A 20,467-nucleotide genomic window follows, 5' to 3' on the forward strand; every position below is an offset into this window, starting at 1 on the left:
GAAAATCCCTACGACTGCAACGTTTTTCCACAACATCTTGAAAAGAATCCGCAATCTTTATTGGAGGAGGGAGTCTGACCAGGAGAATTGACCGATATATAGAAAGCCCCACATTGTGCTGAAGATTTACGATATGCTCATTATAGTGCCTCAGATGATCAGCCTTAGAAGAAAACAAGGCTTTATTATTTCTGGAAGAGATATGATATTCAATATCTAATGGTAGAATTGATTTAAACATAAGCTATGCAAATGGATGTGGATATTGATTAACAATTGCTTTCGTTGGATTAGGATGAAGGTTTCCTAGCCATCGGATATTTTGTGATTGAGAAAGAGGAATCATTTTGGGGATAATAATCTTTGAGACAACTCCTAAATGCCGTACTTCGGGAAGGGTCAAATCTTTCCAGTATACTTTGTAGCCATGAGTATCCAGATACCCAACTAGTTGTTTTAAGAATAGACATGGCTCCTCTGAGAATGATTTTGTATAGTATACAGCATCGACCTTGGGAAAGTCTGTTTGCATTAGCTTCTCTACAATAGGAGAATCTTTCCAATTTGCATACAAATGCATATGATCTGGTAACTCTTGAACCCAATCAAAGTTATTACAATCAACTTTCTCAGAGGATCTAGCCCAATGAGACATTGTTCGAATAGAAACAGACTCATCAATTGATTTACAAATTGCACTTATCATGCTTGCGTTGCATGAAATCCCAAATCCTGCATATGGATATGACTTTCCAGAAATAACACACAATACGACTGGAATTTCGGGAAATCTAGATATATTCAAGAGCCTAATTCTTAATCCAACCTCAAGAATCCTACATATTCGATCTATAATCCCCTTATTAACAGAGTTGTATATATTTATCTCTGTTGCACTCTGTAGGTTTGTATGCCACCAATACATTAGAGCATCTCTCTCAATAACCTCAAATATTCCTTTGATTGAAGCGACCTCCTTGTTTGTATAGAATGATAGCCCTGATGATATCGGATTTGTAAATAATGTAGAAGAATCCCTTTTTAAGGCTGTAAGAAATACTGTTTCTATTGGTAGATAGGTTTCTTCAGAAGTGTTTAGGCACAATGTCTTGGTATGAGGACTCTTCCATAGCATAATGAAAGATATCATCAAGGGTATATTCTCCATTAAGTAAACGGGATAACCATTCCCATAATACAATAGATCTCTTACCTTTGATCGCGACTCTCTCAGAACTCCCTCGAAACTGAATTTCCAAGCCATTGGGAGCAACATAAACCCTAATTCCTTCAACAAGCTTCGGGGCTTGAGGAAACTTTACATTTACATCCCAAAAGAATTCTTGAAGAATAACAGGCAATTTTTCTCTCAATAATAAATTCATAATGAGTCATTTAATATATTTCTTGGTTGGATATCTTTGTCTTCTATATTCTTTTTCCCAAAGCGATACTTGAAGATAAGTCGTATGCCTCGGTTAAAGTATTCAACCCGATCGCTATACAGATCATTATAGGTATGGTATTCTTTCTGCTCTTTGATAGCTCGAGTAAATGGATTATCTACAGACAATGCAAGTGCAGATGTCCCCTCACCCCCAAAGAATCTCTCTATAGACAGGTTACTATACGTGTATGGGAGGCTATATCCCTGTAAGTGTATCTTTTTACTCTGAAGTGAACCAAAAAAATTGATCGCATAATATTTTCCCAAACGGCAATGAATGTTAACACTAAAATCCCACATCCAGCCCTTGTTGAAGATATCACTGTATCTAATATCTACATGCTGGACGTTAAGTCCAGAAGAGAACGATAAATCGCCCCTAAACAGTGAAAGATTGCCCCAAGCATTTGCACCATAGGATATATGCTTGGATAGATTCACTGGAGACATAACCAATTCTTCATTTTCCGGCCTCATGTAGAAAGCCACTGATCTTTTGCTATGCTCATGGAAGAGTGAGAATTTCAGAAAATTAGCCCCTAAAAACCTAGACAGATTGATCTCCATTTTGATCGGTTTGGCAGACTCCACGTTGGGATTTCCTGTGACATACAGGACTTCCGAAACATATTTCCTTCCTGTGATCTGCTCAGATAGAGAGGGACGACTAATGCGTTGCCCCACCCCTACAGATAGCTTAGTTCTAATGTCCAGGTCATAGGTAAGAGACGAATTAAGAAACCACCCGGAAGATTGCTGCTCGCATTGTCTCTCCCATCTCTCATATCGTAACCCTAAAATAGCGCTTAGTCGAGGAGACCATCTATGGGTAAACTCCAGATAGGTCGATAGGATAGATTGTTGATTGATGAGCTCTGATAGACGACTTCCATGAAAAATCTGGCTTTTGGCCCACCGACCACCAGCAACCATCTGGGTTCGCCCCCCTATCGGAAGATTCAGGCTAATATCATTGAGCCATAGCATGAGAGATTGTTTATCCCTAATGTCCTGGCCATTTATCTCTAAGCGATTGGAGATAGGAGTATAGAGCAGTGAGGTGTACGCCTTGATGCTCCCAACTGGATTAAGTTTATATTCGTAACTGCTCAACAAGTTATAAACATCATTTCCACTTGTTAGTTGGGTCAGTTTTCCCTTATCCCGCTCTTTGAGGGTAGAGTATTGTGCAAAAAAACGAACACCAACATCAAACTTAGAGGGATTTCGGTGATAGCTAAGAGTGATACTTCCATTATAGAGCTGTGCAAGGCTATTCCCTGTGGCTTCGCTTCGCCAAGTGATCGGAAAACGACCAGTACTTATCCAGCTTCTACTAGTTGAGATATGAGAATAGCCGATGAGACCGTATAGATTGGTATTTATACTCCAATTCTTACTGAGGGGAGAGAGCAATGTCATAGAGATATGGCTTCCCTTACTCCCTATACCAATATTTCCTGCCCCAGAGAAAGAGCCCATATGCTGGCGAGATGTAATAATATTTATTACTCCACCAATGCTCTCTGCAGCATACATAGCACTAGGCATTGTAGAAACTTCTATTCTCTGAATATCTGTAGGAGCAACGAGTGACAGCACTTGGCTGGAAGGAATCCCATAGAGCTCTTTGCCATCGATGAGTACCTTAATCTTGGAATTCCCCTGAATCATAGGCGTATTATTAGCACCAATTGTTACCAGGGGAGTCCTACGTAGGATATCAACAGTTGATATAGCGAATTTAGCCCCTTCATCATCAACAACTTTATATATAAGCGTATTGTCTTGATACCTATACTTCACCTTGGAAGCTGTCACTACTACTTCCGAGAGTAAGTAGCTCATGGAGAGTGTGTCTTTCCCAACACTCTTACTGTTCTGGGCGAAAGTAATCCCATCATTTGCTAACCATAGAGAAAGCATGTATAGTGTAAATATGCGGGCATACATAAAACACAATACTATGGGGTAATCTTAAGTCTATCAAAGTCTATAGAAGGATTTTGCTTTATAGATAAAACATCTCCTACGGCTTTACCATACGCATTGATAATTTCAATCCTGTGGGGGAATACAATGCCATGTACCGATCAATAGTTTGAGAAGAACGTCTTACCAAGTACATTAACTGTCATCTTAATCAAATAACTCTTTTTCGAGATATAGACATCTGTCTCTCCTATGCCTCCCTTGTAGACTACTTTCATTCGATGACAAGGCTCCTCCTCGATCTTATCATCACCTTCCAACGTGATGGTCTGGACAGGCCCATTGATAGAGTCAGTACCGTACTCATAAATAGGCCCCAGCATCTGAGTATTCAGTAGCAAGAAAGTCGCACATTCTTGAGGAGACATCATCCTGACCTTAGATGATACAAAGCTATTTAAGCTCCAGCCCAAGCTGTCTCTTACATAGGTGAGGACTTGCCCACCTTGGAGGATCATCTGTTGGTAGAAGAAATGCTTAGGCACCAATATTGTTGTTTGAATAGATTCTACTCCATTCGAAAGTAGTTTCTGTTCGATCTGTATAGAATGTAGGCGATTGGCATGCTTCCCGAGAGCTGCAACATGCTTACTGACAATCTCAGACATATCTTCTGCTAAAGATGATGATGTCCAGTATAAGAGTGCAAGCACTATTGTTATAATGCGAATTATTGCTTTCATAATTTTACTTTTTGTAGTGTGTACCGAATAGGCGGCTGATTTAACCAATCCCATTCGGTACAGACGTTAAGACCTGGTTCACAGTTGTGTTATCTCAGCTCCTCCCGCACATCCATATGTGCCGAAAGTTCCGCAACACCCTCCCGCTGTTCCAAAGGTCCCAAAGGTTCCACAGCAACCAGGAGCGACTTCTGAGCCAACATCATCTGCAGTTACATTCAAGTCTGCAACACTAACAGCATCTTCATGAGAAACCCTAACAAAACTTAGATTTTGATCTAATTGTAACATAGCTTAAAATAATTTAGCTAAACATTCAATTCGCAACATCAATGAGATAACCACAATGACATAGAACTTTGTTGCAAAGATAGAGCAAAATCAATCTTATAGACAGTATTCTTTAGTCTCTTTCTGCTATATACTAAAGTATTTTTAAAGATACGTTATAGATATTTCTTGTCATTAACCGCCATAATAAGACCGTATATATATGCTCGGTATATGGCATGATGTATATTTTTAACTTTTAATTTTCTCATTATATTTGCTTTAATCGTTTTTATTCTAGAGGAAGAGATGTATAATCGATCTGATATTTCATGCTCCGTCAGTCCTTGAGACGAAAGAATTAGAATTTGCTGCTCCCTATTGTTCAGTGCTATCGGAACTTTCTGAATCCAATATCGAAGATTAGGATGCAGGCGGTAATATATTCCTGTATAGCAGTTTATAATGCGGGGGATTCCACTCAATTTATGGGATGACGGTAATAGTCGACACAATACGGTGTGCACTTGACCTTCCTGAATTGAGAGTATAGAAACTATTCGTTCGCAGCATCGCCAAAAGCCATTAAAGAATACTTGAATATTACTTCTACAATTGAAGTCGAAGAACCGGTTTCCGTAATTACTCAAGATAAATCTAAATGCAGACTCTTCATATCTCTTGATTCTTAAAAGATCTTCTTTCGGATACAGGCATAGTAGATCATCTAATGCTGCTGTCTGATTCTCTAATGCTGCTGTCTGATTCTGAGATAAGAGCGCCATGCATCCTTTAGATAGCCAAATAATTCGTTGTTTCAACGGATTCCAAATGTAACAAATGGAAGACTCAGAAGATGAAGTGTTTCGAAGGGTAGAAATAACACCATAAAGAAAGCTATTTTTCTTTAAATCAATATCATAAATATCGATATATTCGTTAGGATAGGTTGAGTCTATATTCACATGCATAAGTCTAAAGATATGGTATTAATTACATAAGAAAACTAAATAAAAATTCACTGCTGCAAACTTACAAAAAAATCATTGGATTATACACCAGTCTAATAAAAAAGTTGAGCTCACAATCAAATCTCTACATGAGAACAACGTGCCATACGCACTTATTTGTTAATTATGCGAATCCAGCGTTAAAAGATAAGGTACAAGAAAGCGATCGCCAACTTTCCGTAGATGTGAACTAACAGCCCGTTGATAGATATTACTTTCATCGCTCTTTGAATATTTGTTTTTTCGTTCAGCCAATTGAAGAAAGCCCCAATAGGTTGTCCAACTTTTGAAACAGCCGTAGAGAAGAGGGCATTAAAGGCTTTGTCTCTTTGTTTTAGCTCTTCACATTGCCCTTTGATAGCTTTAACGGGAGTAAGCATTTCTATTTGTTGAAACTACACGAGCAGAAGGCTTTATTTGCGGTTCCAACTTTTTCATGTACATTTGCACGGCGCGAATCATAATAGGCTTGAGCACATGGCACGAGAAAATCAGACTGAACAAGAACGAGACGAAGAAATGCTGTTCGGGGAAAAAGTCCGGACAAATGGAAATGCGTATTCCGACGATGAAATATCTGAAACATCGGAGGCGGAAGAGATCGCAGAAGAAGGGGATGTATTACCTTCGCGCTCCGGCTATACTGTGCCGGGAGGAAGTGATGCGGTCCATCATCTGCCGGGGATGTATCAGAGCTGGTTTCTCGACTATGCCTCATATGTGATTCTTGAACGTGCCGTACCGCATATTAACGATGGATTGAAGCCTGTTCAACGGCGTATCCTGCATGCGATGAAACGGATCGATGACGGCCGTTACAACAAAGTGGCCAATGTCGTAGGGCAAACGATGCAATTTCACCCGCATGGCGATGCGTCGATCGGAGATGCTTTGGTGCAGCTGGGACAAAAAGATTTATTGATCGATTGTCAAGGGAACTGGGGAAATATCCTGACGGGCGACAGCGCCGCCGCACCGCGATATATCGAAGCACGTCTCTCCAAATTTGCTCTCGAGACGGTGTTCAACCCTAAAACAACTCTTTGGAAGCTCTCGTACGACGGTCGTAACAAAGAGCCGGTTAGCTTACCGATCAAATTCCCGTTGTTGCTTGCACAGGGAGCCGAAGGCATTGCTGTCGGACTTTCGTCTAAAATTCTACCGCATAATTTTAATGAGTTGATCGACGCTTCGATTGCGCATTTGCGAGGGGAGGAGTTCAAACTCTATCCCGACTTTCAGACGGGTGGGCTGATCGATGTCTCGAAATATAACGACGGAAGTCGAGGAGGCATGGTCAAAGTACGTGCGAAGATCGGTAAGATCGATAACAAAACGCTCGTGATTACGGAAATTCCGTTTGGTCACACGACCGGGTCGCTAATTGATTCGGTCATCAAGGCGAATGATAAGGGCAAAATCAAAATTCGCAAGGTGGATGACAATACCGCCAAAGATGTTGAGATTCTGATTCATTTAGCACCGGGCGTATCGTCCGACAAGACGATCGATGCGCTTTATGCCTTTACCGACTGCGAAAAAAGCATTTATCTGAACTGTTGCGTTGTCGAAGACAACAAGCCGCGCTTCATGTCGGTCAGCGAAGTGCTGCGCCACTCGGCGGATCAGACGTTAAGCCTGTTGCGCCGCGAACTGGAAATTCAGAAAAGCGAACTGCTTGAGTCGCTCTTTTACGCTTCGCTGGAACAGATTTTTATCGAAGAACGCATCTATAAAGATTCGGAGTTTGAGAATGCAAAAGATATGGATAAGGCCGTGGCACATATCGACCGACGGCTGGAGCCTTTCAAGCCCGATCTGATCCGTGACGTCACGCCCGACGATATCCTTCGACTGATGGAGATCAAAATGGGACGCATCCTGAAGTTTAATGCTGACAAAAACGAAAAACTAATCGCCCAGCTGAAGAAGGACCTTGCGCAAGTTGAGCAGCATCTGGCCAATATGGTCGGTCATACCGTCGCGTGGTTCTCGTTACTGAAGGAAAAATACGGATCTGCCTATCCGCGACGTACGGAAATCCGCAGCTTCGATACAATCGAGGCGACGAAAGTCGTTGAAGCCAATGAGAAGCTGTATATTGACCGCAATGAAGGATTTATCGGTACAAGCTTGAAAAAGGACGAATTTGTTTGCAATTGTTCCGACATCGACGATCTCATTCTGTTTTATCGAGACGGCACGTACAAGGTCATACGCGTAAGTGACAAAATCTTTGTCGGCAAAGGCGTTATTTATGTCAATGTCTTTAAACGGAACGATAACCGTACGATTTACAACGTCATCTACCGTGACGGAAAGATGGGGCGCAACTTCATTAAACGATTTGCCGTTACAGGCATCACGCGCGATAAAGAATATACGGTAACGAGGGGCGTGGAAGGATCACGTATCCTTTATTTCAGTGCCAACCCAAACGGAGAAGCCGAGACGGTAAAGATTGTCCTTAAACCCAAATTACGTCAGAAGACCCTCGTTTTTGAGAAAGATTTCAGTGAGATTTTGATCAAAGGCCGTGCCTCGATGGGAAATCTTTTGACGAAAGCCGAGATCCATAAAATTACCTTAAAGCAAAAAGGTAGCTCTACCCTTGGCGGCCGTCAAGTATGGTTTGATCGTGATGTGTTACGTCTCAATTACGATGGGCGTGGCGAAGAGCTAGGAGAATTTCAGAGCGATGACCAGATTCTGGTCGTGCTCCGCAGCGGTGAGTTTTATACGACCGACTTCGATCTGAGCAATCATTATGAAGAAAATGTTCTTTTAATCGAACGATACGACAGCCGTAAGATATGGACGGCCGTGCTCTATGATGCCGACCAGAAATACGTTTATCTCAAGCGTTTTCAGCTTGATGCCGGCGGGAAGCGACAAAACTTGATGGGAGAGAACCCGGAGCACCGCCTCTATTTACTTACCGACGAAGCGTATCCCCGCATCGAAGTGCTTTTCGGCGGGCACGACAGCTTCCGTGAACCGCTGACAGTCGATGCCGAATCGTTTATCGGCGTCAAGAGTGTCAAGGCGAGAGGGAAACGTATCAGCACCTATCAGATAGAGACGGTCAATGAACTGGAACCGATGCATTTTGCTCCTGAAGAGGAAGACAACAGACCGGTGAGCGTGCACGATGAAGAACCGGAAGAACGTGAGGAACAACAGATGAACCTCTTTGATGTATAGAAAAACAGAACGATAAATGTATGAAGAAGACTGTTTGTTTTTTTTGTTTTTCGGTATTCACCCTTGCACTGCATGCACAGGCTAACGAGCCGCATCGCTCTGTGAATGAGGCGACACTGATCGGTTGCGGAGGATATAAGATCAAGAATACCTACCTCTCGGCCGTTAAGTATAATGGGTGGGGGATAAACGTGTTGAACGAACGGATGAAGCTGATACGTCCGCGTATCTCTCGACAGCAAACACTTCACCTCGATGGGTTGACGGTGAGTCATCCTGCAGGAACAAGCCGCACTTATGCGGGGTTCATCGATTATGCTTACGGATTGCATTATCATTTCCGTGCGACTCCCGATCTGAAAATTCTGGCGGGAGGCGCGGCCGGTGCCATGCTCGGTTTTGTTTATAATATGCAAAACGGCAACAACCCGGCAGCATTACACGTCGATCTGGATATGCGTCTCTCCGCTGCAGTCATTTATACCTTCCGTCTGCACCATTACCCGTTGACGGTACGTTACCAGACGGCGCTCCCGATAGCAGGGGCGCTTTTCTCGCCGCATTACGGACAGTCGTATTACGAGATATTCGGTGTCGGCAATTCGGATGGCGTTATTCAATGCTTTTCTTTGCACAATAAGTGGGCCTTCCGCAACTACCTGACCGTCGATCTGCCTGTCGGAAACTGGACGGTTCGTCTTGGCTATCTGAATGATCTTTATCAGACGAAAGTGAATGGTATTCGAGTAGATTACGGGTCACACAGTTTCATGGTTGGGATGGTGAAGGAATGGATTTCGTTGGGCGGTAAGCGTCTTCGAAAAACGCAGTTGTATCAAAGCGCATATTATTGAGAGATGAAATATTATTTGAAAGGTCTCTTATTCTTCGTGGTAATCCTGTTTTCATCTTGTGAGAAGGCTGATAATTATACGATGGATGCGCGTACCAACTTCGAAGCGCTCTGGACCATTATGGACGAGCATTATTGTTTTTTCGAATATAAAGATGTAGATTGGAAAAAGGTATATCGAAAGTATAGTCCTCAGGTAACGGATACGATAGATCGATACCAATTGTTCGATTTGTTGGGGAACATGCTGTCCGAACTGAAAGACGGACATACGAACCTTGTATCGCCGTTTAATATCGCTCGTTACTGGTCTTGGTACGAAGATTATCCGGCCAACTTTAATCGGGAAATACAAAAGAATTACCTTGGTACCCGTTATTCTATTGCCGGAGGGATGAAATACCTGGAATTACCGGAAACGAAAATCGGCTATATATACTACGGAAGTTTCTCGAACAGTGTCGGAGAGAAGAATCTGGACGAAGTGTTCTTTGCTTTCCGAAAATGTAAAGGATTGATCATTGATGTACGTGATAACGGTGGCGGCTCACTGACTAATTCCGACCGCATTGCATCCCGCTTTCTGAAAAAGAAAATCGTAGCGGGATACATCCTCCATAAGACGGGACCTGCACATGACGCTTTTTCCGAACCGTACCCGATCGAACTGAAGCCCTCGAACCACCTTCGCTGGATGCGCCCGGTCGTGGTGCTTACAAACCGGCACAGCTACAGTGCGACGAACGACTTCGTGAACAAAATGCGACTCCTTGATCAGGTGACTATTATGGGAGACCGGACAGGAGGAGGAAGCGGACTCCCCTTTCACTCCGAACTTCCTAACGGATGGACGGTACGCTTTTCAGCCTCTCCGATACTCGATGCCGACAAACAACATACCGAAAACGGCATCGATCCGGACATCAAAGTGGATATGAAAAAGGAAGATATGGAGAAAGGGAAAGATACCATCATCGAAGAAGCCATTCGTTACATTGGTTCAAAGACAGAGAAGAATTGAGTCGTTTATAAATCCTCCTTTGTGTGTGGCTGTTGTATGCCCCCGGGTCTGGATGCTTTCTGGAATGGCCTTCCGTGTAATCCTGACAAGGAAGGGCATAGGGCGCCACCATAACCTACAATATCCTGTTTTTTAATTATCTGAAAGGAATTTTACCGGACTGGCCCGAGAAGACAAAACAACGGCAAAGTGAAAATAAAAAAAAATCCATACCTTTGCAAGTTACAATAGCAGGGATAAAAACGATAATAAAATATGCGCGATTGTAATAAAAACAAAAAAACACTATGGGAAAAATTATCGCATTAGCAAATCAGAAAGGCGGTGTTGGGAAGACCACCACGACGATTAATCTGTCTGCATCATTAGCGGCTTTAGAGAAGAAAGTGCTGGTAGTCGATGCCGACCCGCAGGCTAACGCTTCTTCAGGATTAGGTATTGATATCAAAAATCTGGACTGTTCTCTTTACGAATGTCTTATCAATGGTGAAGAACCGCAAAAGGCAATCGTAAAGACCGAATTGGAAGGATTGGACGTGTTTCCGTCACATATCGATCTGGTCGGGGCAGAAATCGAAATGCTGAATATGGAGCAGCGAGAGCAAATCTTAAAGCGGATCATCGAGCCATTAAAAAGTGCATACGACTATATTTTGATCGACTGTTCTCCGTCATTGGGGCTGATTACGGTGAATGCACTTACGGCTGCCGACTCGGTGATTATCCCCGTTCAGTGTGAATATTTTGCGCTGGAAGGGATCAGCAAATTGCTGAACACGATTAAGATTATCAAGTCGAAACTAAATCCGGCGTTGGAAATCGAAGGTTTTCTGATTACCATGTACGACTCGCGCCTGAGGGTGGCTAACCAGATTTATGAAGAGGTGAAACGCCCGTTCCAGGATTTGGTATTCAAAACGGTCATTCAGAGGAATGTGAAATTGGTGGAAGCGTCGAGCTTCGGAAGTCCTATTTTGCTTTATGATGCGGACTCGAAAGGGACGACCAATCATATGCAACTGGCACAGGAAATCATTGAAAAAAACAAATAACAGATGGCCAAACCGAATAAAAACAGATTGGGACGCGGACTGGAGGCCCTTCTTACTCCACCGGATGAAGTGACAACGAGCGGCTCTTCATCGATCAGCGAAATTGAACTGACCCAGATTGAACCGAATCCGGATCAACCCCGTTCGATCTTCGAGGAGGATACGCTGAACGAACTTGCTCAGTCTATCCGTACTTATGGCGTCATTCAGCCGATTATTCTGAAAGATACCGGCTCGGGTAAATACCTGATCATTGCCGGTGAACGCCGTTATCGCGCAGCCGTTAAGGCAGGACTCGAAAAAATACCGGCGTACATTAAAACCGCAGCCGATGAAAATATCGCGGAAATCGCCCTGATCGAGAACATACAACGTGAAGACTTAAATGCGATCGAAACGGCACTGGCTTATCAGAAACTGATCGATTCGAACGGCTTCACACAGGCAGAGCTGAGCGAACGTGTCGGAAAAAAACGAACAACGATTGCCAATTACCTGCGCCTCTTGAAACTTCCGGCAGAGATACAAGTCGGGTTGAAAGATAAACGCATTGATATGGGACATGCACGCGCCATGATTTCAATCGATGATCCCGAAGTCCAGCTGGCGCTCTATGAACAGATCATCACACAAGGATTATCGGTCAGAAATGTAGAAGAGCTGGCGCGAAATGCTTCGACCGGAGAAGACGTGAAGCTTCAGGAAGCAACCTCACCACAACCTTCCCGCAAAATTTTGCCGGAAGAATTTAAAATCCTCAAGGAGCATCTTTCATCGTTCTTTCAAACGAAAGTAAAGCTGACCTACAACGAAGAAAATGGGAAAGGAAAGATCACGATACCGTTCCAGTCGGAAGGAGAACTGGAAGATATCATGAGACTTTTAGACCGCATGAAAGAAAGATAAATCAAAGAGGAAGGCTTCTCATGAAGGATCGGTGTAGGAAAATGATCGGTATTTGGTTGTGTGTCGTGGGTTGGACAGGCTTTTCTGCGGAAGGAAAAGCGCAGGAAGTGATCACGGCAGCAGAAGATACGATCCGTATACCGGCAAACGTAGCCATAAAGCCGTGGATAGGGACAGACACTGTGAGCATGAGCCATACACCTGCTTCGTTTAAACCCAATCCGAAAAAAGCAGTTGTTTATTCGGCTATCTTCCCCGGATTGGGGCAGATTTATAACCGGAAATACTGGAAATTACCTCTTGTGTATGGAGGATTCATGGGATTCATTTATGCCGTGACGTGGAATAACAAAAACTATCGGGACTATTCGGAAGCCTATCTGCATATCGTCACGGATAATCCGGCGAAACCCGATACGTGGCATTCGAGCTGGCAGAATTTTGTGCCGGCAGGTAGAGATTCGAAAGATTATATCTCAAATGCGAACTTCAGAAGTAATCTGAAAAGCGGAAAAGACTATTACCGTCGTTATCGCGATTTGAGTATTATTCTTACTGTTGCGTGGTATTTTCTTTGTATTGCAGATTCTTATGTTGATGCTCAATTGTTCGACTTCGATATATCGAGCGATCTGTCTTTGCATCTCGAACCTGTTGTGGTACCGTGTACAAATTACAGTCCGCAACTGTACGGACTCAATTGTAGTATAAAATTTTAATGATATGAAGAAGATTTTTTTTGCTCTGTGGATAGGCAGTTTGGCGGTGCCGGCTATTTCAGCCCAAGACGACCGTAACGGTATCCGTCCGGATATGACAAGCTATTCCGTTTTATCGACTGACTCGGCGTATGAAGCTATCGGACTGATACCTGAAGTAATGGACGAAAATGTGAAAACCTTGCTTCAGAGCTGGCATGCCCAGTATTTTTCACAGACGGAGAGGCATTGTCTGGATGACAATGAAAACGTTTATTTCGCCGATGAAACTTACCGTGACCGCTTAGCCCGTATTCCCAGTATCATTCCACTCGATTATAATCCGGTGGTGCGTAACTGCATCAGCTTGTATGCCGATCGTCGTCGCGATCTGGTACGATACATGATGGGGATGGCGGATTTGTATTTCCCGATTTTTGAACAAATCTTAGATCAGTACCATTTACCGCTCGAATTGAAATATCTGGCTGTTGTCGAGAGCGCACTCAATCCACGGGCTTTGTCGAGGGTCGGAGCCGCCGGTCTCTGGCAGTTTATGCTTCCCACCGGGAAACTTTATGGATTGGAAATCAACAGTTTGATTGACGAGCGGTTAGACCCCTATGCTTCCACACATGCGGCTTGTCGCTACTTTAAAGATATGTATGCAACTTTCGGCGACTGGCATTTGGTGCTCGCTTCCTATAATTGTGGCCCCGGTAACGTAAACAAAGCGATCCGGCGTGCCGGGGGACGAACGAATTTTTGGGATATCTTTCCTTATTTGCCGAAAGAAACACGCTCCTACGTGCCTCTTTTTATTGCTGCAACGTATATTATGACGTATCATTGCGAGCATAACCTCTGTCCGATGCAGACGAGCCTATCTGTTGCTTCAGACACGGTCATGGTTCGAAAAATGCTACACCTGCAGCAGGTCTCCGATCTTCTGAAAGTAGACATGGAACTTCTGAAGACTTTTAACCCGCAGTATAAACGCGAGATCATTCCGGGCAACATCAGGCCTTCCGTACTGAAACTACCGGTGCAGGCCACGTATGCTTATCTTGATCACCAGGATACGATCAATCTTCATCGAGCGGAAGAGCTTTTGGGAAATAACTTGTCGGGAGGTGAACCGTCTGCTGCGGCAAACGAAGTGGTTAATTCAACGCAGGAAATCATCAAACATACCGTAGAGTCTGGTGAAAATCTTTATATTATTGCGAATCGGTATGGGGTCACCGCCCAAAACATTCGTAAATGGAATCGGTTGAAATCTAATCGGGTGCCACACGGAAAACGGCTGGTCATTCACGTTGATAACGGAGGGGTCCGTTATGGAGCCGAAACACAGCAGGAAATCAGCAATTTGGCGGCAACCGTATCGACGGGCTCTCAGACGACCGCTTCGTCATCATCAACCGCCAAGCCTCAAACGCAGAAAAGGTCAATGAAGAGTCAGAAAGGATATGTGTCGTATAAGGTAAGGTCCGGGGATTCTCTTATGAAGATTGCCCGGAAATATCCGGGAGTCACGGTTACACAAATCCAATCAGCGAACCGATTGAAAAACTCAACAATTCATGCCGGTCAGATCTTAAAAATACCGGTAGGGTGATAAAAGAAAAAACATGAATACACAAGAAGAGCTGCTCGTTGCGGAGGAGCAAATGGTGCAAGAAGAATTCAACCGCTTGCTCGACGATTATTTTCATACGAATCACCGGCGGAAGATTGAACGTATCACCAAAGCTTTTAATTTTGCCCATCAGGCACACAAGGGCGTAAGACGCCGTTCGGGCGAACCTTATATCATGCACCCTCTGGCGGTAGCTCGCATCGTATGCAATGAAATGGGGCTTGGCTCTACTTCGATTTGTTCCGCCTTGTTGCATGATGTGGTTGAAGATACGGAATATACGGTCGAAGACATTCGCAATATGTTCGATGATAAAATTGCGCAGATCGTGGATGGTCTGACCAAGATCAGCGGGGTCATCTTCGATGAGCAAGCATCGGCTCAAGCCGAGAACTTCCGTAAATTGCTGCTCACGATGAGCAGCGACATCCGCGTGATCCTGATCAAGATGGCCGACCGCCTGCACAACATGCGAACACTTAGCTCCATGCTCCCGGCTAAGCAGTATAAGATTGCCGGGGAAACCCTGTTTTTATATGCTCCATTAGCACATCGGCTGGGACTGTTCGCGATCAAAACCGAATTCGAGGATCTTAGTTTCAAATATGAACATCCTCAGGAATACGAAACCATCAATCAGAAGCTCAAAGCTACCGAAGCGGCTCGTCAGCGTCTGTTCGAGAAATTTGCCAAACCGGTAGATCAGAAGTTGCAGGCTATGGGGCTGACGTACGAGATGCGTGCCCGTGTCAAGTCAGCCTATTCGATCTGGAACAAGATGGTCTCGAAGAATATCCCTTTCGAAGATATTTACGATCTCTTTGCCGTTCGTATTATTTTTGAGCCTAAAGAGGGAGTGGATGAGAAGAATCTTTGCTGGGATATTTATTCGGCCATTACGGATATTTACCGGATTCGTCCCGACCGACTCCGCGATTGGGTAAGCAGACCAAAATCAAATGGCTATCAGGCGCTTCATGTAACGGTGATGGGGCCTGACGGACAATGGATCGAAATACAGATTCGCAGTCGCCGAATGGATGACATTGCGGAGAAAGGCTTTGCGGCTCACTGGAAGTACAAGGAAAAGCACATCGAAGAAGATACAGAGCTGGATAAATGGCTGGCTACAATTACCGAAATTCTGGAAAGTCCGAATCCCAATTCGCTCGACTTCCTGGATACAGTCAAGATGAATCTTTTTTCATCCGAAATTTTTGTTTTTACTCCGAAAGGAGATATCAAAACCCTTCCTCAGGGATCGACAGCGCTTGATTTTGCATATACCCTGCATACCAATATTGGAAATAGTTGCATCGGAGCGAAGGTGAATCACCGGCTTGTGCCATTGAGCCATCCGCTATCGAGCGGAGATCAAGTGGAAATTCTGACATCCCGTTCGCAGAAGCCGGCTCCCGAATGGCTGAACTATGTCGTGACGGCCAAGGCGCGAACAAAAATCGAAGCTTATCTCAAACGCGTACGTCGGGAAGCTGTCAGAGAAGGTGAACGTAAACTGCTGGAAGCGTTTAAAAAATCCGGTATTGAGCCTACCGCCTCACGGATGGACAAGGTGGCGATCTATTACGGATTTTCGTCACGTGAAGATTTTTGCTACGCGATTGAGAAAGATGATATGCCTCTTTCAGACAACCTCAAAAAACTGATTCAGGAGAAGACGGACAATGTACTCTTCAAATACCTGAAACAGGCGCTTCGGGTAGGGAAGAAGAAGGAAATACAGTTTCCGATTCAACCCGAAAGCAGTAAGAAAAAAATCGCGCAGTACGACCGAAAAAAGGCGTATGTGCTCAGCGAAAACAAATTCGATCGGAACTATGTCGTAGCCAGTTGTTGTAAACCGATTCCCGGAGATGAAGCATTGGGATTTATCAATGATGACGGGAGCGTGGTCGTACACAAAATATCATGCCCGATTGCGACACGACTGAAAAGCAGTTTCGGCGAACGGATTCTCTCCACGGTATGGAGCAACCATATCAATACCTCGTTCGAAGCAACCCTCGAAGTCAAAGGAATTGACTCTATCGGAGTTCTGAACACGATTACGAAAACCATTTCGAACGATTTCAATGTGTATATTCAGAAATTATCCATCGAAGCCAAAGACGGGGTCTTCGAAGGGAAAATCAAGATGATGGTACACAATGTGGAGGATATTCAGAAACTGTGTGTGACCCTTTCGAAAGTCAAGAATGTCAAATCGATCACTCGGATTGCGGATTAATACAAGGATAAAAAACTGGGGGGGGATGTTCCTCTGCGTTCGATCCTTTGTCATTCAGAGCGTAAGCGAAGAATCTCCTTTCTTTTCCGGGGTGAGATTCCTCACTGCGTTCGGAATGACAAGAGGAGGTGTTCGGAATGACAACAAACGCGGTTATTTGCGTTGATTTGCGCCATTTGCGAAATTTGCGTTCGGATACCGTGTACCCGGCATAACCATTGACCATTGACAATTGAATTACGTCAGGCTTTCAGCCCTCCGCCGAGGGGGAGGGACGCCTTTTTTCCCAACGCTTCGCTTCGCTGCACATTGGGCTGAATTAACGCGCCCTTTCAGGGCTTTTACAGCGGGCAGCTAAACACCTCAACAATTCAACAACTCAACACCTCAACAGCTCAACAATTAAACATCTCAACACCTCAACACCTCAACGCCCCGAAGGGGTTAGCTCGCCCGAGGCCCAAGGGCTGAAAGCCCGACATATTTCAGCCCCATCCCGCAAGGGTGGGGTATCGATGTTTATATCCCGGCGGAGGGCTGAAGGCCTGAATTAAATTCATTTTTATTTCTTCTATTGCGGAATCCGGGTTTAATGTTCCGTTTAACCGCACGGGTTATACGTTTAACCGGATTCGTGATCCGTTTAGCCTCCGGAGGTGTTCCGTATCACCTTTTTGACGTTCCGTTTCTTGTTTTTAAGGTTTCGTTTCACCTCCGGAGGTGTTCCGTTTAGCCTCAGAGGCATTCCGTTTAGCCGGATTCGTGTTCCGTTTCTCCTTTTTGGTGTTCCGTTTAACCGGTTTCGTGATCCGTTTCACCTAAGGAGGTGTTCCGTATCACCTTTTTGACGTTCCGTTTCTTGTTTTTAAGGTTTCGTTTCATCTCCGGGGGTGTTCCGTTTAGCCTCAGAGGTGATATATAATATCATAAAGGTATTCCGTATCATTCCGGAGGTGATATGCACCATTTCGGCAGCCTCCCGTATGATGTGCAAAGGCCCGATCGGGAAGCGCGCCCTTCTCTCCCTCTCCCTCACGTTTGCCTGCCGAAAAGGGGAGAGAGAGCCTTACATGGTGGGGCCTTCCGTTGCCAGAGCATTCATCACCAAATACGTCATATAGACGAGGAAACAGAGCACCATGACGATGCCTTCCCAACGTGTAATCATCTGCTTTTTAAAGAACCGGCCGAAGATGAACAACATGATACACGAACCGAGCATAACGGCATAGTCAAGAAAGGTAATGCCTTGTACACGCAGCGGGTAAATCGAAGAGCTGACACCCAGTACCAGAAAGATATTGAACAGGTTCGAACCGACCACATTCCCGATCGCCATCTGGGGATTCTTTTTCCATGCCGCTACAACCGAGGTGGCTAACTCCGGTAAGGAGGTGCCTCCGGCTACCAATGTCAGTCCGATGACCGACTCGCTTACACCCAGGCTGCGTGCAATCTGCGATGAGCCATCGACAAAAAACTGACCGCCATAAATTAACCCCGCCAGTCCGGCAACGATAAATAGCGCAGATTTCCCAATCGGCATTTCCTTTACCGCCTCCGTCTCGTCTCCTTCTGCATGACTACGGGCAATGGCAAAGGTATATCCGAAAAATATCAGAAAGAAACCGAGCAAAATCACACCGTCGGAACGGCTGAGGGTATTTTCGGTCGATCCATCGATCAAGAGGTCATTGGCAGATACCATCAGTACGACTGATGCTAAAATACATAAGGGTACCTCTTTCGTAATCGTGCTTTTAAGCACGCCCAATGGAACGATCGCTGCTGTAAGTCCTACAATCAGGAGCGTGTTGAAAATATTACTGCCTACTACATTGCCCATAGCCAGATCAGGACTTCCCTTCAGGGCGGAAACAACGCTTACGGCCAGCTCCGGCGCCGAAGTGCCGAAAGCCACAATCGTCAGGCCGATCACTAAATTCGAGATGCGAAACCGCTTTGCCACAGCGGCTGCTCCGTCCGTCAAAGCGTTGGCCCCGATTAAAATTAAAATCAAACCGGCAATAACCATTCCTACTGCCAAGACGCCATTGTTTATCATTTGCTTATTCTTTTTGTGCTTTTTCTGCTTTGTTCAGCGCTTCGATCATTGAAACCAAAGCCGCACGTACCCCGTGAAGCCTGTCCGATATTTCTAAGATGCGAACCGTCGTTTCTCTGTTCTCTTTCAGCTTGCGGCGTGCTCCGGATAACGTCATGCCGCGTTCTTTTACCAGATGATAAATCAACCGGATTTGCTCGATGTCCTCCTGACGATAGTAACGTGTTCCTTTTTTCGTTTTCCGGGGAGAGATCTCATCAAATTCTTTTTCCCAAAATCGCAGGGTCGATTCATTCAATCCAAATAATTGTGCTACTTCTCCGATCGAGAAATAGAACTTTTCAACTTTCTGCTGTTTCGGAACCATGGAAGTGTTAATCCATTACCTGACCGTGATTCTCCGATATTTGAAGCATATGATCATATTCTTCGGGACTCAGATCCTGGAAATAATATTTGGCAGGATTGTCGGGCTTGTTATTCACCAGGACCTCATAATGCAGATGAGGGCCAGTCGATTTTCCGGTACTCCCCACGGTACCGATCGTCTCGCCGCGAGTTACTTTCTGCCCTACACGCACAAAGTATTTTTCCATATGACCATACAACGTTTTGTAGCCGTATCCGTGGTCGATGATCACACAATTGCCGTACCCCTGTCGCCAGCCTACAAAAGAGACTTGACCATTGCCGGTAGCATAGATGTCGGTACCGGTAGGTGCAGAAAAATCCATGCCGGAATGAAAGCGGAGCGTACGGTAAATCGGATCGATGCGCATGCCGTAGCCCGAGGCCGTTCGTTTGAGGTCTTTATTCGATACGGGCTGGATGGCCGGAACGCAACTACTGCGTTCTTCCAGTTTTTTCCCCATGGCAATCAATTCTTCCAATGAATTGGACTCGATATAAAGTTGTTTCTTTAGCATATCCAACTTCGTCGTCGTTTCAATTACCAGCTCGGAGTTGGAAAGACTGGTCAGATATTCGTACCGGTTCGTGCCACCGAACCCCGATTTACGAACCGATTCGGGAATCGAGTGTGCCTGAAAAATGGCACGGTACAAATTTTCGTCCCGTTGTTGAATGTCATCCAGCACCTTCAACGCTTCGGTGAGTTGCAGATCGAGTACCTCATATTGTGTTTGCAACAGTTTGTTTTCCTTCTGCAACAAAGACTCCATGGGCGATGAGAACGTGCTGATGAAAATAAAGAAAACGACAAAGCCAAAGAAAAGCCCGATACTCAAATGCCTGACAACGGAAAAAAAACGTTGCCTGGCCGTAGGATATACGCGTTCATAGTTTAACGTATCCGGATTGTACAAATAATATATTTTCTTCGACTTAAACAGTCCCATTCTTAAAGTCTTCCTTTG

General features: G+C 44.6%; 17 protein-coding genes. 8 read left to right on the top strand and 9 right to left on the bottom strand.

Going from position 1 to position 20,467, the window contains the following annotated elements:
• Positions 1-244 precede the first annotated feature (244 nt).
• The 6 genes from BFO_RS14815 to BFO_RS03295 all read right to left on the bottom strand — a co-directional run bounded on the left by BFO_RS14815 (position 245) and on the right by BFO_RS03295 (position 5,782).
• The gene (locus BFO_RS14815; protein ID WP_167536497.1) at positions 245-1,135 is read right to left on the bottom strand and encodes a YcaO-like family protein; all 891 of its coding nucleotides are present in this window, start codon (positions 1,133-1,135) and stop codon (positions 245-247) included.
• Positions 1,086-1,385, bottom strand: coding sequence for a hypothetical protein (locus BFO_RS15455; protein ID WP_041590633.1), 300 nt, complete (start codon positions 1,383-1,385; stop codon positions 1,086-1,088). Before BFO_RS15455 ends, BFO_RS14815 begins: the two co-directional genes overlap by 50 nt.
• The gene (locus BFO_RS03280; protein WP_167536498.1) at positions 1,382-3,295 is read right to left on the bottom strand and encodes a TonB-dependent receptor plug domain-containing protein; all 1,914 of its coding nucleotides are present in this window, start codon (positions 3,293-3,295) and stop codon (positions 1,382-1,384) included. Before BFO_RS03280 ends, BFO_RS15455 begins: the two co-directional genes overlap by 4 nt.
• Positions 3,296-3,540: 245 nt before the next feature.
• Positions 3,541-4,122 carry a hypothetical protein gene (locus BFO_RS03285; protein WP_157755279.1) on the bottom strand — a complete coding sequence of 194 codons (582 nt, stop codon included), beginning with the start codon at positions 4,120-4,122 and terminating at the stop codon, positions 3,541-3,543.
• Between the two features lie 446 nt (positions 4,123-4,568).
• Complete coding sequence (locus tag BFO_RS16560) at positions 4,569-5,363, bottom strand: response regulator transcription factor (protein WP_014224175.1); 795 nt, start codon at positions 5,361-5,363, stop codon at positions 4,569-4,571.
• Between the two features lie 179 nt (positions 5,364-5,542).
• Entirely contained in the window at positions 5,543-5,782 is a 240-nt protein-coding gene (locus BFO_RS03295; RefSeq protein ID WP_014224176.1) for a hypothetical protein, read from the bottom strand.
• Between the two features lie 139 nt (positions 5,783-5,921).
• On the opposite strand from BFO_RS03295, the gene BFO_RS03300 reads away from it, so the two are divergent.
• The 8 genes from BFO_RS03300 to BFO_RS03335 all read left to right on the top strand — a co-directional run bounded on the left by BFO_RS03300 (position 5,922) and on the right by BFO_RS03335 (position 17,026).
• On the top strand, positions 5,922-8,606 hold the full coding sequence (locus tag BFO_RS03300; RefSeq protein WP_014224177.1) for a DNA gyrase/topoisomerase IV subunit A: 2,685 nt from the start codon (positions 5,922-5,924) through the stop codon (positions 8,604-8,606).
• A 20-nt stretch (positions 8,607-8,626) separates the two neighbouring features.
• Positions 8,627-9,460: a DUF3316 domain-containing protein gene (locus BFO_RS03305; protein ID WP_014224178.1), complete on the top strand. Its 834-nt coding sequence runs from the start codon at positions 8,627-8,629 to the stop codon at positions 9,458-9,460.
• A gap of 3 nt (positions 9,461-9,463) precedes the next feature.
• Positions 9,464-10,480, top strand: a complete 1,017-nt coding sequence (locus BFO_RS03310; protein WP_014224179.1) for a S41 family peptidase — start codon at positions 9,464-9,466, stop codon at positions 10,478-10,480.
• 287 nt (positions 10,481-10,767) lie between these two features.
• Positions 10,768-11,532: a ParA family protein gene (locus BFO_RS03315; protein ID WP_014224181.1), complete on the top strand. Its 765-nt coding sequence runs from the start codon at positions 10,768-10,770 to the stop codon at positions 11,530-11,532.
• Between the two features lie 3 nt (positions 11,533-11,535).
• Positions 11,536-12,438 carry a ParB/RepB/Spo0J family partition protein gene (locus BFO_RS03320; RefSeq protein WP_014224182.1) on the top strand — a complete coding sequence of 301 codons (903 nt, stop codon included), beginning with the start codon at positions 11,536-11,538 and terminating at the stop codon, positions 12,436-12,438.
• 20 nt (positions 12,439-12,458) lie between these two features.
• On the top strand, positions 12,459-13,157 hold the full coding sequence (locus BFO_RS03325) for a DUF5683 domain-containing protein (RefSeq protein ID WP_041590635.1): 699 nt from the start codon (positions 12,459-12,461) through the stop codon (positions 13,155-13,157).
• A gap of 4 nt (positions 13,158-13,161) precedes the next feature.
• Positions 13,162-14,757: a lytic transglycosylase domain-containing protein gene (locus BFO_RS03330; RefSeq protein WP_014224184.1), complete on the top strand. Its 1,596-nt coding sequence runs from the start codon at positions 13,162-13,164 to the stop codon at positions 14,755-14,757.
• 13 nt (positions 14,758-14,770) lie between these two features.
• Entirely contained in the window at positions 14,771-17,026 is a 2,256-nt protein-coding gene (locus BFO_RS03335; RefSeq protein ID WP_014224185.1) for a RelA/SpoT family protein, read from the top strand.
• A gap of 1,066 nt (positions 17,027-18,092) precedes the next feature.
• On the opposite strand, the gene BFO_RS03340 is transcribed toward BFO_RS03335, so the two are convergent.
• From BFO_RS03340 to BFO_RS03350, 3 genes are read right to left on the bottom strand one after another with little or no spacing between them, the layout of a single operon-like run.
• Positions 18,093-19,091 (bottom strand): calcium/sodium antiporter, encoded by a 999-nt coding sequence (locus BFO_RS03340; RefSeq protein WP_014224189.1) that lies wholly within the window; start codon positions 19,089-19,091, stop codon positions 18,093-18,095.
• Positions 19,092-19,095: 4 nt separating this feature from the next.
• Positions 19,096-19,458, bottom strand: a complete 363-nt coding sequence (locus BFO_RS03345; protein ID WP_014224190.1) for a MerR family transcriptional regulator — start codon at positions 19,456-19,458, stop codon at positions 19,096-19,098.
• Positions 19,459-19,465: 7 nt separating this feature from the next.
• Positions 19,466-20,449 (bottom strand): M23 family metallopeptidase, encoded by a 984-nt coding sequence (locus tag BFO_RS03350; RefSeq protein ID WP_014224191.1) that lies wholly within the window; start codon positions 20,447-20,449, stop codon positions 19,466-19,468.
• Positions 20,450-20,467 lie beyond the last annotated feature (18 nt).

The organism is Tannerella forsythia 92A2 (assembly GCF_000238215.1).
In the GTDB taxonomy this organism is placed as follows: Bacteria; Bacteroidota; Bacteroidia; order Bacteroidales; family Tannerellaceae; genus Tannerella; species Tannerella forsythia.

Excerpts from the sequence above, each read along its gene's own strand:
- BFO_RS03280 (WP_167536498.1), bottom strand. The coding sequence starts at position 3,295 with ATGAGCTACTTACTCTCGGAAGTAGTAGTGACAGCTTCCAAGGTGAAG.
- BFO_RS03320 (WP_014224182.1), top strand. The coding sequence starts at position 11,536 with ATGGCCAAACCGAATAAAAACAGATTGGGACGCGGACTGGAGGCCCTT.
- BFO_RS03310 (WP_014224179.1), top strand. The coding sequence starts at position 9,464 with ATGAAATATTATTTGAAAGGTCTCTTATTCTTCGTGGTAATCCTGTTT.
- BFO_RS03300 (WP_014224177.1), top strand. The coding sequence starts at position 5,922 with ATGCTGTTCGGGGAAAAAGTCCGGACAAATGGAAATGCGTATTCCGAC.
- BFO_RS03285 (WP_157755279.1), bottom strand. The coding sequence starts at position 4,122 with ATGAAAGCAATAATTCGCATTATAACAATAGTGCTTGCACTCTTATAC.
- BFO_RS03315 (WP_014224181.1), top strand. The coding sequence starts at position 10,768 with ATGGGAAAAATTATCGCATTAGCAAATCAGAAAGGCGGTGTTGGGAAG.
- BFO_RS03350 (WP_014224191.1), bottom strand. The coding sequence starts at position 20,449 with ATGGGACTGTTTAAGTCGAAGAAAATATATTATTTGTACAATCCGGAT.
- BFO_RS14815 (WP_167536497.1), bottom strand. The coding sequence starts at position 1,135 with ATGCTATGGAAGAGTCCTCATACCAAGACATTGTGCCTAAACACTTCT.
- BFO_RS16560 (WP_014224175.1), bottom strand. The coding sequence starts at position 5,363 with ATGCATGTGAATATAGACTCAACCTATCCTAACGAATATATCGATATT.
- BFO_RS03330 (WP_014224184.1), top strand. The coding sequence starts at position 13,162 with ATGAAGAAGATTTTTTTTGCTCTGTGGATAGGCAGTTTGGCGGTGCCG.
- BFO_RS03305 (WP_014224178.1), top strand. The coding sequence starts at position 8,627 with ATGAAGAAGACTGTTTGTTTTTTTTGTTTTTCGGTATTCACCCTTGCA.
- BFO_RS03345 (WP_014224190.1), bottom strand. The coding sequence starts at position 19,458 with ATGGTTCCGAAACAGCAGAAAGTTGAAAAGTTCTATTTCTCGATCGGA.
- BFO_RS03325 (WP_041590635.1), top strand. The coding sequence starts at position 12,459 with ATGAAGGATCGGTGTAGGAAAATGATCGGTATTTGGTTGTGTGTCGTG.
- BFO_RS15455 (WP_041590633.1), bottom strand. The coding sequence starts at position 1,385 with ATGAATTTATTATTGAGAGAAAAATTGCCTGTTATTCTTCAAGAATTC.
- BFO_RS03335 (WP_014224185.1), top strand. The coding sequence starts at position 14,771 with ATGAATACACAAGAAGAGCTGCTCGTTGCGGAGGAGCAAATGGTGCAA.
- BFO_RS03295 (WP_014224176.1), bottom strand. The coding sequence starts at position 5,782 with ATGCTTACTCCCGTTAAAGCTATCAAAGGGCAATGTGAAGAGCTAAAA.
- BFO_RS03340 (WP_014224189.1), bottom strand. The coding sequence starts at position 19,091 with ATGATAAACAATGGCGTCTTGGCAGTAGGAATGGTTATTGCCGGTTTG.